Raw genomic sequence first — 12,628 nt, 5'->3', positions numbered from 1 at the left:
AGTTTGAAATTTTGATTTTAGGGATATTGTGGGTTATCAAAATTCAGCTAAAAACTAACTGTGCTTTTTACGTTGGCAAGAATTCTTTTTACTAGGTTTGAAAAGTTAAATTTTTCACGAGTATCTACAGTTTATGGCTTTATCTAGATCAGAAGCTCGAGTATTAGGGGATTTATTAGAAAGTTTTGATGAGAAAATATTCAATCGAGGTGAGAAGTTGTTTGAGCAAGATCATGTCAGGTTTTTGAGCTTGGATATACCTAGCAAAACCTATGCATTCAGTGTACAAGGCAGTGGGGGATATCCTTATCGAGTAGATATATGCCTAGATGAGGCGCTCATTCAATATGGATATGATATTGGTTCAGATTTCGAATCGAGTTGCGATTGTGTTTACTACGAAGAAAATTTTACCTGCAAGCATGTCGCGGCGGCTGCTCTTTTTTTGGATTATAACGATGAAGTGGACTTTCGTCAACTATCCAATAAGAGAACAATATTTCCTCCCAAAACCAAGAAAGTGGAGGCGAAGAAGAAATCCATTTTTCCTATATCGCTGCTCTGCACTGAAGATGAATTGGATTCAGTAAAGGACAGGCTGCCTGAAAATGTCAGTCCCCTCCGGTATGCCGATGTAAGAACAATTGAGCTGGTAGAGAATGGATTCGTTTATGACTTAAATCTTTTTGGACACCCTACCAAAATCACCTGCATGTTTGATTCAATACATGAGGAGGTAGTCTTTACTTGTTCTGATAAAACTTCGTTCATTGAAGAACAGGGTTTAGCTTGGCTGAATTTTCATTATTCAGACTCAAAGACTATAGATCTAAAGTTGCTTACAGTTAACCAGCGTCAAAAAGCTAAGCAGGCTAAATTAGCCGATTTAGGATTGCTGGACGAGGTTAAAGATCCTTTCTCGGCTTTGGAGCTAAAGTTTGTTGATAGATCTATCCGATTTGTTTACTCGGGGGAACTGTGTGGTATGAAGGATGTAGTGACCCTTGGAAAAGGCTTCAGGGAGTTTACAGCGGATGCCATGCCTTCGATTGACTTTGGGCATTTAGCTCACCGAAAGGATGCAAAGGAATTGGGATTGTACAATGTGGCATTTCTGCTGAGTATTTCCTCCGAGGGTCAATTAATGAAGATTACTCCCTTTATAGCCAAAGGCAAGAAAAATGATCCAGATGGATTCCATGTCAGGTTTGAGGAGCTGCAGGATGCTGATGACTTGAGGTTAGCTAGAAGTGAGGGTTTGGGACAAATGTTGGTGGAAGTGCAACGGATGAAGGCATTGGTGGAGAACAGAAAGCACGATGTTTTGCACAGCGTCTTCAATGATTTCATACAATTGGTAGGAAAGCGTTACCCAATACATCGAAGCCATGGATATTTGTACGGTTATGAGAAGTTTCACAAAAATCATATCAAAGAGCAGCTGGATTTTCGATATGCAGATTTAGAGTTTAGCTTAGTCCGAGAGAAGTCTATTTTTGAACTTCAGGGCTGGTTGATCGTGGGTGAGGAACGGCTCAATCTTATTGAAATAAAAGATTTAGTGATTTCTGAGGTTTTTGCAGTTTGGAATCAGGATATTGTTTTGCTTTTTGAAGATAGAAATACCCTTGCTTTGTTGGATTTTTGGTATGCTTTTCTTCCAACTAAATTTCCCGAGAGTAAATTTCAGGAGTTTTCCGAGCATTTGATCAAACCACTCGTGAAAGTGGCGAAATTCTCTGACGAAACCGGGATGATCAATGAGCGGGATGCTGCCACTACTTCTGAGTTGGAATTATACATATCGGAAGTGTCGGGACTGGTGGTTTTTGAACCAAAAGTGAAATATTTCGACAATCTTGCCTCAAATCCGCTTTTGTCTGGTACGCTGTACGACTCGGAAACCAATACAGTTTTTTTAAAGAATAATGAAGCTGAAAGTGATTTTTTGGAGCTGTTGAGAAGTTTACATCCCACATTTACGAAGGATAGGTCGGATGGATATTTTTATTTGACGCATCATCAGTTTTCAGAGGGGAATTGGTTTCTGGAGACATTTGATAGACTCAAGGATGCAGGAGTTCAGGTGTTTGGTTTGGATAAGCTTACCGTAAAGCGCTACTCACCTTTAACCCCTTCGATATCTATGAATGTAAGCTCGAACTCTGATTGGTTTGAAATCAATACCCAGATCGAGTTTGGAAATTATTCTATTCGTCTCAAAGATATCAAGCAGGCTATCAAAGCAGATGACCGATACGTCCGCTTGGGTGACGGCTCCTTGGGTCAGATTCCTGATCGCTGGCTTCGCAAATTCAAAAAGCTAATCCATTCCTCAGAATCAGAGGATGAAACTCTGAAACTAGGTAAAATCCATTTTAATCTGCTGGATGATTTTGAATCGGAAATCCTCAATCCTGAACTGGAGCGAGAGCTTGCAGAAAAGAAAAACCGGCTAAGATCCTTTGAGGAAGTGAGAGAGGTAGCTGTGCCGGCAGCTGTTCAGGCGGAACTGCGAAACTATCAGAAAGTAGGGCTCAATTGGCTGAATTTCCTTCAGGAATATGGCTGGGGTGGGATTTTAGCCGATGATATGGGATTGGGTAAAACACTCCAAGTGATCACCATGATAGCCCAGATGGCTGAAAAAGGCAAAATTAAAGTGTTGATCGTGGCACCTACGACCTTACTTTTCAACTGGAAAAATGAACTGGAGAAGTTCGCCCCTTCGCTGGATTATTTCATTCATCATGGAGATCGCTACGACAAGGTGGAGGACTTGAAAGCCCATACAATTATTTTGACCAGCTATGGTTTGGTCGTCAATGATCTGGAATTGTTGAAGCAGCTAGAGTTTGACCTGATTGTAGCTGATGAATCCCAGGCCATCAAAAATGTTTCCTCCCTTCGCTATAAATCGATTATTAAGCTCAAGGGAAAGCTTAAGTTGGCTATGACTGGAACGCCAATCGAAAATGGTATTGCTGAACTATACGCGCACATGAACTTTGTGAACCCTGGTTTTTTCAGGACTTTTTCCGGTTTTAAGGATCAATTTGTAAAGGAACTCCGGAACGGAAATCCTGAAACCATGGAGCATCTGAGGAAGAAAATACAGCCTTTTGTATTGAGAAGAACCAAAGAGGAAGTGCTTACAGAGCTACCGGACAAAATCGAGGAATACCTGTATTGTGAGATGGGAGCTGCCCAGAAAAAGATTTATGAGGCATACAGAAATGAGTACAGGGAGTTCCTTCAAGGAAAGTTTCAAGAAGAAGGAGCAAATCAGTCCAAAATGTTTGTTCTGGAAGGCTTGACCAAATTGCGCCAGATCTGTGATTCTCCAGCCTTGATCAGTCAGGAAAATGGAGTGAATAGTGCAAAAATTGACTTGCTGGTAGAGCATATCCAGGAGAAAACCGGTAATCACAAGATTTTGATTTTTAGCCAGTTTGTGAAAATGCTACAGCTAGTGAAGTCCGAATTGGTCTCTAAAAATATTTCATTTTCCTATCTGGATGGTAAAAGCTCGCCAAAGGACCGGGAAAACTCTGTGAATCAATTTCAGCAGGATAGTTCTATCCGTGTCTTTCTGATCAGTCTCAAGGCAGGAGGTACCGGGCTCAACCTGACCGCCGCAGATTATGTTTACATTTTGGATCCTTGGTGGAATCCGGCAGTAGAAAATCAGGCTATTGATCGTTGCTATCGCATGGGACAAGATAAAAAAGTGGTTGCCTATAGGATGATCTGCAAAGATACAGTGGAGGAAAAAATCATGGAGATGCAAAAGTCAAAATTGAAACTTGCGAAAGAAGTGATTTCTGAAGGAGATGGCTTCCTGACCGGAATGAACGGAGAATCCATGCTAAGACTCTTTGAGTGATGACTTGCGCTTAGTTATGATATCTTAGTTATTTTCCTGTTTTAGACTCTTTATGCGATTAAGGGTTCGTTTTGCTTGAAACAACCAGAATTGATTTGAGGAAATAGAAATGGAATTGGTGAGGTAATTTCAAACCGAATACCTCGACCTCACCGAAACAAAAAACGGTATCAAACAAAGCGCAGAAATAGCCAGCGGAGGTAACCCGAATATCACTAGCAGAAATAGGAAGAAAAACACTAAATAGCCCAGTTTTAATGCTTTCTCAATTGCTTTTCTCCATTTGATCAGACCGTAAATCCCCATGTTCATTGAAATCAAAAGAATGAGTAGAAAGAAGAGATCTGGGAGATTTTGCACTGTATCAAACTTATAGACCAGCAAGACAAGTTCAGGGAATAGAATAAGAAGTATTGCTATTGAATGTTGCCACAGCTTTCTGGAGAAGCTTATCGGCATATTGTGGAAATAACTCAGTTGTTCTGATTCAAATGCAGCTTTCTCCAACCAAATAGGAAAGTGGGTATAGGCAGCACAGAGCAAGCCAAATTCCAACCATCTCAGATCATAACCCCCACCGGAATAGAAATAGAAGAAGCCATTCAGCAGGAAGATGCTGATGATTTTCACTGCTAAAAACAGCAGTGTTCTGTTTTCGTTCAGATGCATCAAAAACCAAAATTCAAACCTCAGCTTCTTGAAAATAGCTGACCTGACTCGGGTGCTTTCTGGAAATGGTTTCTTTAGTTTGAAGTAGAGGATAGAGATATCGGCTACGAATAACCCCAATAGAAAAATCCAAAGAATCCCAAGTTTTCCTTCTGCTTGAATGCCCACTCCTACATAAGTCAGCAGAACAGAATAGGCTACAATCAGCGCATGGTTTGCCAACCAAACAGGCAGGAAGCTGCGGCCAAGTTGAGACCAGTTGAAAAAGCCGAGTTGATGAAATATTCTGTAATGCTTGTCATTCAAAAGGCGAAACTGAAATCGTTTTTGGGCGAAAGCATAAACCAAGAAAAGTAACAGAATAGTGTAAAAACCTGTAGAATTCTGGAGCAGTCTCTCGGCGATAAGGAGGTGTTGCTTCATTTCCATAAAGACACCAAAAATCAGGATGACCAATATGAAAAATCCCAGAAAAGCCCGGTAGAAAGTGATTACAAAAGTCTTGAAAAACAGCTCATTCATGACTTTGGGCCAGGTTGCCATCAGCGATAGTCAGTACAGAATCATAAGCAAAAAAATCTTCGAAATCCGCAATATGTGATGTGAGGAGAAAGCTAACTCCCCGTTCTAGTTCACGTTTTACCAGTGCGGTAAGACGCTTTTGCGAACCCACATCTATGGTAGTATAAGGTTCGTCTAGAATGACCAAGCTTGGCTTACCGAGAAATGCCAAAATCAATCCCGCTTTTTTCAACATTCCAGAGGAATAGGTAGAGATCGCATTTTTAGAAAAGTCCCCAATTCCCAAGATCTCTTTCAACGAGTCGATCTGAGAATTGTTCGCTCCTTTGGTTTTGGAGACAAAAGCAATCAACTCATCCAAACTTAGAAAGTCAGGAAATAGGGGTTCAGCTTCGGAGTAGTTGACCAGCTTCCGAAAGGGGATAGGATCTTTTTTCAGCGAAATGCCATCCAAAATAATATCACCCTCAAAGTCATGAATCCCGGCAATGGCTTTCAGTAAAGTTGACTTGCCAGAGCCATTTTCTCCTTTGATCAGATGTATGCCCTTGCTCAAGTGAAGCGAGTCAATTTCCAACTGGAAACCTGTTGGGTATGATTTTTTGAAGTGCTGGATTTCTAGCATAGGATTTTGCTTAAACTAACTTAACCACAGAGGACGCTGAGTACACACAGAGGTCGCAATTGAAATGTTTCTTCAGAAGCTGGACTTAGGATTATTAAGCTTTGAAATTAGCGCATTCAATATCTGAATTTCTGGGAATTAGTGAGGGAGGTTTAGGGATTTTAACCAATTCAGGTCTGAAATAAGAGATTGTTTTTTTACTGCCAAAATTATAATTCCTGATATCGTATAACTTAAACTGTCAAATGATTACTTTAATCTAAGTAATCCTAGACTACCAGTATAGAATTTAAATATCAATGAAGTTGATAGCTTGAGTTGAGCATACAAGTCTTTGCGCCCATTTAATTTTACCATATAGAAAGTAATAACTGAAAAGATGTTTACAGTAGAACAAATTGAATTGGCCCACAGCAAAGTCAAGTCGGGAGCCGAATTTCCAGAATATATTCAGGAGATTAAAGAAATGGGTGTTGTCTCATTTGAAACATGGGTTACAGATAGCCATACTAAGTATTTCGGGAAAAATGATTTTCAAACCAAGTCTAATCCCAAGTATCAAGAAATTGAAATAGCAAACTATAGTGACGGAGAAAAATTCAGTCAATATTTAAAAATCCATCAAAAAGGTGAAACTGATTACTTTACGTTTTGCCACCATTGTGCTGAAACGGGAATTGAAAAATGGATTGTAAATCTAGATAGGATGACCTGTACCTATTATGACAAGGCTGCAAATGAAGTACTAATAGAAAATGTTCCCTCTGTTTAATAGGGTGTATAATATCTCCGAAACTGGTTCCCAGTGTGTTATGCAGCTTTATTTCAGATAGGCTAAAACTGTTCGTAGAAAATCCAAAAATATGATAAAAGACAAAGTAGTTTGGATAACGGGTGCTTCGTCTGGCATCGGCAAAGCAATGGCTTTTGAATGGGCTGGATTAGGATATAAAGTTGCGCTCTCCTCCAGGCGCAAAAAACTATTAGATAAGGTGGCAAACGAGATCAATCAGTTAGGTGGGGCAGCATTGGTGGTACCCTGTGATGTGACGGATGAAAGCGCTCTTGATATTGCGGTCCAGCAAATTATTTCTACCTGGGGCCGTATGGATGTGGTTGTAGCCAATGCTGGTTTTGGCGTTTTTGGAAGCATAGATACGCTTACAGCCAAGGATTGGAATAGACAATTACAAGGGAATGTTATGGGCTTAGCCTTGACGGTGAAATACGCTTTGCCTCATTTAAAGGAAAATAAGGGTATGATCGGATTGGTCGGAAGTGTGGGTGCATATCTTCCCAATCCTAATTTGGGTGCATATGGGGCTTCAAAAGCTGCTGTACATTCCATTGGTCAGACTTTGCAGGTTGAATTAATGGGTACAGGTGTGAGTTGCACTACGATGCATCCTGGGTTTGTGGTTTCAGAAATTGCCAGAATGGACAATGATGGCGTTTGGCATCCTGAGCGTGCAGATCCACGACCATCAAATCTCATGTGGCCTACAGCTAAAGCTGCGAAAGTAATGGTGAGCGCTATTTTGAAACGAAAAAGGACCTATGTCTTTACGGGGCATGGTAAAGCTTTTGTTTGGATTCAACGATGGTTCCCCGGATTGATGAGAATCATCATTTCAAAAAGTCCAAAACCGGAAGTGTGAAATGGAACAGTGTATAATGCTCTAAACTTCTGGCTAAACTAGGGCTCACAGTTTCTGAGGAATAGCGTGATCAGCTTAAGGATTTTAGCCAAGCTAGAAATTGACAGTAGTTTCCAAGTTGGTTATATTCACTTTTTAGGACAACAAAAAACTTAGATAATGGAGACGGTTAATAGGAATTCGAAACTTTTACTTATTAAGAATCTGCTGATTACAGGTATTGTGGCCATTATCGCAATCGTCCTGCTGATCTTAATTATGGTGGGAACAATTGGAGAAAGCAGTAGCGGGTTAGCAATTGGCTTTGCCATTGAACCTATTCAACTATTAATGATTGGGCTGCTAATCTTTTGCTCACTTTCGATAGCGTATTTCATTGGGCCACAGTCTGTTCTCGCTATCATTCAAGGGCAAAATGGGGCTTATGTAGGAATCAAAAGCCTGTTGATCTGTTGGTCAACTCCTTGTGTTTTTATTATTCTATTGGCTTCTTTGCCTGATCTTACATGGAGCATTTTAATAAGTGGTGGAATTATTGCTATCGTCCCGGCTGTGTTATTGGGACCAATTGTTGGGCTTGCCATGAAAAAGGAAATAGTGAAGTGACGCTTCCTGTCCTTAATAAATCAGCCGCTCTTGTTTCCAAAAGCGGCTGATTTGTTTAAAAGATATACCGAATTTTTACGCTACTATTTAAATCGTCTCCCCGTGCTGGGATATATCCAATCCTACCTCTTCGTATTCCTCGCGTACCCGGAGTGTAACGAATTTATTTAGGATAAAGAAAATCGCATATGCCATGGCAAAGGAGAAAATACATACGCCTACCAAAACCAACATATGTGAGGCGAATACTCCAATACCTCCGTGAAGTAAGCTGGAGCCTTCCTTGCCAGCAAAAATTGCCGTAAGGATCATGCCCATAATTCCCCCGATTCCATGACAGGCGAAGACGTCCAATGTGTCGTCTATTCTCTTTAAGAACTTAGCGTTCATAGCCAAATTGGAAACTATAGCTCCTGCCGCTCCAAAGAAGAAACTCTCGGGAACTGTGATGTATCCTGCCGCTGGAGTAATCACTACCAAGCCTACTACGGCTCCGATACATGCCTGAAGCGCTGAGATTTTTCTCCCCTGAATTCTATCAAAAAGCACCCAGGTCATCATCGCTGTGGCGGAACTGATGGTGGTTGTAGCGAAGGCTAAAGCTGCGGTAGCATTTGCGCCAAAGGAGGAGCCTGCATTGAATCCAAACCAGCCAAACCAGAGCATACCGGTTCCCAGGAGTACATAGGTGATATTCGAGGGTTCGTGATGAGGTTTATTTCTTTTTCCCAAAAACAAGGCACCAGCCAAAGCAGCCATCCCTGCACTGATATGTACTACAGTTCCTCCGGCAAAGTCCAATACCCCGAAGTACGCTCCGATCAGGCCGTTTGGATGCCAGACCATATGGCAAAGTGGGGCATAGACGAAGATGGAGAAGATCCCGATGAAGAATAGGTAACCGATAAATCTCACCCGCTCAGCAAATGAACCTGTGATGATCGCCGGAGTGATCACGGCGAATTTCATTTGGAATAGTGCGAAAAGAATAAAAGGAATAGAGCTTCCCAAAGCTTTATGCGGCAGTTCGGCTACCTGATTGAAGAACAAGTATTGAAAGGGATTGCCAATAATTCCGTATTTCACGCCGTCTATTGTGATTCCAATTGGATCTCCGAAAGACAAGCTAAAACCTACCACCACCCAAAGCATAGTGATCACGCCTAGGGAAATAAAACTCTGTAGCATCGTGGAGATCAGGTTTTTCTTGTTTACCATGCCTCCGTAAAACAAGGAAAGGCCCGGAGTCATCAATAATACAAGACAGGATGCCGTTAGCAACCAGGCGATATCCGCAAATACCAAATCTTCTTCCGTTCCAAAATTCTCAAGAATAGGCTGGCTTTGTTGCCAAAATAACCCCAGAATCGGAGCTGCAATCGTAATCAGAAAAGCTACTTTCCACTTGAATTTCATTCCACTTTTTTCCATGTGCCAAAAATAATAGATTAAATTTTTTATTCTGTGTTTGAAAGAAAATTCAGAATAAAAAATCATTAATTCTCAATTTTGTGATTAAAAGTAAGGTCTTTTTATGGAGTGTAAGGTGTTCTGAAACAGTTTATTAAGACTTGTACTTTGGTAAATTCAATACCTATACAGAAATGCGAGATTGATATTTGGCAGTACTTTTAGGTGTGAATAATGAAAGGGAATGTACTTTTACTCAATTCTGTTTATAACTTACTAGTAACAAAATAATTAGGAAGATGAAGCTTTTTGAAATCACCAAAAACATAGTGATCCTACATCTATTTATAGCTCTGATTGCTCTTTTCTCTTGTAAACAGCAGAAACCTGAGGAAGTAGCACCGAAAGCTTCTTTTCATGAGCTGGAATGGATAGACCTGAGTTATGCATTTGATTCCACTACTTTATACTGGCCTAATAATTCGGATGGATTTCAGCACAGAGTGGATGCAGAAGGCGTGACGGATCTGGGGTATTACTATTCTTCTTACACCATTTTAACTCCCGAACATGGTGGTACGCACTTGGATGCGCCGATTCACTTTTATGAAAAGGGAGAAACGGTTGATGAACTCCCGCTTTCCAAATTGACCGGAGCAGCAGTGATGATAGATGTCAGTACGCTGGCTTTAGCGGATAGAGATTACCTGATCGATTCCGTAGCTATTTTGGATTGGGAAGCAGAACATGGGGAAATTCCAGAGCAGGCAATGGTTCTGTTTCGCACTGGATATGGCAAATTTTATCCTGATAGAGAGGCTTATTTCGGAACTGCCAGAACAGGCGCTGAAGCTATTCCTGAACTTCATTTTCCTGGAATTCAACCCGAAACTGCTGAGTGGCTGGCGAAGTCCCGAAATGTAAAAGCAGTGGGGTTGGATACTCCAAGTTTGGACTATGGGCAATCCAAAGACTTTGCGGCACATCAGCGCTTGATGGAAAATCAGATTCCCGGCTTCGAAAATGTCGCCAATTTGGATTTACTTCCCCCGACTGGCATTTACATAGTTGCACTTCCCATGAAAATCAAAGGAGGGAGTGGAGGTCCGTTAAGGATCATTGCAACTGTCTTAGAGTAGAAAGTATAAGGGCATCCAATGAGTTGAACTTAGGATTTACTTATTATCCTGTTAGTCTAGCCACCATAATCCCTGACTGAGATTTGTTTCCAGCTAGGTACTCGCTTAGCGGTTTTTCGGAAATCTCCACTTCCATGTTTTTTGAAGAAGCATGAAGCAGGTGAATTCTTCCATTTTTCTCTATGGCAAAACCTGTGTGGACTATGTCTAGATTATCCATTGAAGTGGTGATAGCGATCAGGTCTCCGGACTGGATATTCTTTTCCAGTGAAGCAATTTCCGCTTTTGGGATGTAGAAATATCCTCGTTTGGCGATTTTGGTTTCCGCTTCTTTGATTGCGTCCAGATTCTCAGCTTCGCTCAGTTGTCTGTAGAATTGTGGGTTTTCAGACATAAAAGTTGGCGCATTGGCATAAGGAGAGCCACCGATTTCTTGGGTGACATCAGTGATAATTCCTTTTGCTTCATTTTCAAAAATCCAATCGGAGAAATAATGAAGTCGGGAGGAATAGCCCTGATTTTTTCCTGCTCGGTATCGGAGATTCTCCAATTCTTTTTCGAACGAATCAAAGGAAACCGAACCTGATTTGGCAATTCTGCTAAGAGTTACCACCGTTTCCAAAAAAGTGGTGCAGTCAACACCAATGGTATTGATGACAAGCTTTTCGGATCCAGAAAGTTCCAGCGTTTTTTCCACATAGGGAGTCGCCAGGAACCACTGTCCAATCTCAATATTCAGTTCATTCGGAGATTTTTCTGAGTAGTCGCTTTCCTTTAGTATGGCCAAAATGCCTTCCAGTTTTTCACGGCTCTCCATTGTGCAAACGGTTTGGGCTTGAGTGAAAAGAGGGAGTAAAGAAAATATGAGTATAATGAAGCGTTTCAAATGAAAAGAGTTAATTGTTGGTTACTTGAGATTTACGTTATTCTGGAGATTTTGATTGGATACTACTTCTCCCATTCCACCCACTTAAAAACAATTTCCTTGTAATCATCTCGCTCGTAGAGAATGCCAAGCGTTTGCGGATCGAGCAAAACCAAATCACTGTATGCCGTCCATGTTCTGCCTTGGGGGATGTCTTTCCGGTCAATCAAGATGGATTCTGCCCAAGTTTTGCCTTGATCTTTGCTGATTTTTAGGGTCAGATTATTTCTCTCATTTTCATCAGCATTGTTGGAGTGAGCAAGAATAGAATTTCCAGTTTCATCTTGAAAAGAAAGAATGGAACCCTGGCAAACCGGATCAGGTAGGCTTTTCTCGAAGTATTGCTCTGACCAAGTAGCGCCTCCATCTTCTGAATAGGCGAGAATTCTGCTGCGAATATCTCCCCGTTGGTTTCGGGTGCTCATGATCATTCGACCATCCGGAAGTTCTGCAGCAATGGATTCGTTTGAGCCTGGGAATTTAATGGGTTCGGAGATTTTAAAGGTTTTGCCATGGTCGTCAGTAAAGAATCCATGCGCTTGATAATCCTTGAACTCATCCTGAGGATCACCTTTTGAGTGGTTTGCAGCTACATAAATCCTCCCTTTGTAGTCCCCACTTTGGAATTGAAATGCATGACCGGGCGTATTTGCATAGTGTCTCCAATCTTCAGCGTTTGTATAAGCTGGATTGAATGCAGGATTATCGGGCTTATGAACTTGGCTGGTGATGTTCACGGGTTGTTCCCAGGTATGTCCCAGATCAAGCGACCGAATCATCCATACCTCCCTAACTCCCTTATTCATTCGGATATCATATTCATGATTGTTGCCGGTGTTATAAAATAGGTAAACCACGCCATTTGGATAGGAGGGATCAAGAAGATCTACAACCGGAGCTGGGTTTCCTGCTTGTAAATCGGCGTAATCGACAATCGTTTGGAGCGCTGACCATGTTTTGCCCTTATCCTCACTTCTCTTCAGCACCAGATTGATGTCTCCGTAGTCATTTGAGCCATTTACTCTGCCTTCGGCAAAAGCCAAGAGTTCGCCGCTAGGCAAGTCGATAATTGCTGGGATTCTGTAGGTTGCATGGCCTTCCTGTCCGCCCTGGTAAACAATCGTTTCCTGAGCAAAGGCTGTGGAGAAATGAAAAAGGAGGAAAAGTGCTAAGGAGAATCTCATGGTT

10 protein-coding genes are annotated in these 12,628 nt (G+C 41.4%); 5 read left to right on the top strand and 5 right to left on the bottom strand.

Features of this window, described 5'->3' with window-relative positions:
• Positions 1-133 precede the first annotated feature (133 nt).
• The gene (locus BM386_RS11180; protein ID WP_091693904.1) at positions 134-3,886 is read left to right on the top strand and encodes a DEAD/DEAH box helicase; all 3,753 of its coding nucleotides are present in this window, start codon (positions 134-136) and stop codon (positions 3,884-3,886) included.
• Between the two features lie 129 nt (positions 3,887-4,015).
• Here the strand turns inward: BM386_RS11180 and BM386_RS11175 are convergent, their stop codons facing one another.
• Both BM386_RS11175 and BM386_RS11170 read right to left on the bottom strand, forming a co-directional pair.
• Complete coding sequence (locus tag BM386_RS11175) at positions 4,016-5,098, bottom strand: hypothetical protein (RefSeq protein ID WP_091693903.1); 1,083 nt, start codon at positions 5,096-5,098, stop codon at positions 4,016-4,018.
• Positions 5,070-5,702: an ABC transporter ATP-binding protein gene (locus BM386_RS11170; protein ID WP_091693900.1), complete on the bottom strand. Its 633-nt coding sequence runs from the start codon at positions 5,700-5,702 to the stop codon at positions 5,070-5,072. The genes BM386_RS11175 and BM386_RS11170 overlap by 29 nt, the downstream gene beginning before the upstream one ends.
• A gap of 379 nt (positions 5,703-6,081) precedes the next feature.
• Here BM386_RS11170 and BM386_RS11165 point away from each other — a divergent pair, with 379 nt between their 5' ends.
• From BM386_RS11165 to BM386_RS11155, 3 genes are all read left to right on the top strand, one after another.
• Positions 6,082-6,474, top strand: a complete 393-nt coding sequence (locus tag BM386_RS11165; RefSeq protein ID WP_091693898.1) for a DUF1398 domain-containing protein — start codon at positions 6,082-6,084, stop codon at positions 6,472-6,474.
• Between the two features lie 91 nt (positions 6,475-6,565).
• Positions 6,566-7,360 carry an SDR family NAD(P)-dependent oxidoreductase gene (locus BM386_RS11160; protein ID WP_091693895.1) on the top strand — a complete coding sequence of 265 codons (795 nt, stop codon included), beginning with the start codon at positions 6,566-6,568 and terminating at the stop codon, positions 7,358-7,360.
• 159 nt (positions 7,361-7,519) lie between these two features.
• Positions 7,520-7,966: a hypothetical protein gene (locus BM386_RS11155; protein WP_091693893.1), complete on the top strand. Its 447-nt coding sequence runs from the start codon at positions 7,520-7,522 to the stop codon at positions 7,964-7,966.
• A gap of 87 nt (positions 7,967-8,053) precedes the next feature.
• Here the strand turns inward: BM386_RS11155 and BM386_RS11150 are convergent, their stop codons facing one another.
• On the bottom strand, positions 8,054-9,382 hold the full coding sequence (locus BM386_RS11150; RefSeq protein WP_091694486.1) for an ammonium transporter: 1,329 nt from the start codon (positions 9,380-9,382) through the stop codon (positions 8,054-8,056).
• Between the two features lie 293 nt (positions 9,383-9,675).
• On the opposite strand from BM386_RS11150, the gene BM386_RS11145 reads away from it, so the two are divergent.
• A complete protein-coding gene (locus BM386_RS11145) occupies positions 9,676-10,515 on the top strand; it encodes a cyclase family protein (protein WP_091693890.1) in 840 nt (279 codons plus the stop codon).
• A gap of 43 nt (positions 10,516-10,558) precedes the next feature.
• Here the strand turns inward: BM386_RS11145 and BM386_RS11140 are convergent, their stop codons facing one another.
• Both BM386_RS11140 and BM386_RS11135 read right to left on the bottom strand, forming a co-directional pair.
• Positions 10,559-11,332 (bottom strand): N-acetylmuramoyl-L-alanine amidase-like domain-containing protein, encoded by a 774-nt coding sequence (locus BM386_RS11140; RefSeq protein WP_244545506.1) that lies wholly within the window; start codon positions 11,330-11,332, stop codon positions 10,559-10,561.
• A 131-nt stretch (positions 11,333-11,463) separates the two neighbouring features.
• A complete protein-coding gene (locus tag BM386_RS11135) occupies positions 11,464-12,624 on the bottom strand; it encodes a sialidase family protein (protein WP_091693884.1) in 1,161 nt (386 codons plus the stop codon).
• Positions 12,625-12,628: the final 4 nt, after the last annotated feature.

Origin of the sequence: Algoriphagus locisalis (assembly GCF_900116615.1) — a bacterium.
In the GTDB taxonomy this organism is placed as follows: domain Bacteria; phylum Bacteroidota; class Bacteroidia; order Cytophagales; family Cyclobacteriaceae; genus Algoriphagus; species Algoriphagus locisalis.
Note: the sequence above shows the minus strand (reverse complement) of the source record. Positions and strands in the feature narration are given on the sequence as shown.

Bases quoted from the DNA above. Each gene is read 5' to 3' on its own strand.
- BM386_RS11180 (WP_091693904.1), top strand. From the start codon at position 134: ATGGCTTTATCTAGATCAGAAGCTCGAGTATTAGGGGATTTATTAGAA.
- BM386_RS11175 (WP_091693903.1), bottom strand. From the start codon at position 5,098: ATGGCAACCTGGCCCAAAGTCATGAATGAGCTGTTTTTCAAGACTTTT.
- BM386_RS11170 (WP_091693900.1), bottom strand. From the start codon at position 5,702: ATGCTAGAAATCCAGCACTTCAAAAAATCATACCCAACAGGTTTCCAG.
- BM386_RS11165 (WP_091693898.1), top strand. From the start codon at position 6,082: ATGTTTACAGTAGAACAAATTGAATTGGCCCACAGCAAAGTCAAGTCG.
- BM386_RS11160 (WP_091693895.1), top strand. From the start codon at position 6,566: ATGATAAAAGACAAAGTAGTTTGGATAACGGGTGCTTCGTCTGGCATC.
- BM386_RS11155 (WP_091693893.1), top strand. From the start codon at position 7,520: ATGGAGACGGTTAATAGGAATTCGAAACTTTTACTTATTAAGAATCTG.
- BM386_RS11150 (WP_091694486.1), bottom strand. From the start codon at position 9,382: ATGAAATTCAAGTGGAAAGTAGCTTTTCTGATTACGATTGCAGCTCCG.
- BM386_RS11145 (WP_091693890.1), top strand. From the start codon at position 9,676: ATGAAGCTTTTTGAAATCACCAAAAACATAGTGATCCTACATCTATTT.
- BM386_RS11140 (WP_244545506.1), bottom strand. From the start codon at position 11,332: ATGGAGAGCCGTGAAAAACTGGAAGGCATTTTGGCCATACTAAAGGAA.
- BM386_RS11135 (WP_091693884.1), bottom strand. From the start codon at position 12,624: ATGAGATTCTCCTTAGCACTTTTCCTCCTTTTTCATTTCTCCACAGCC.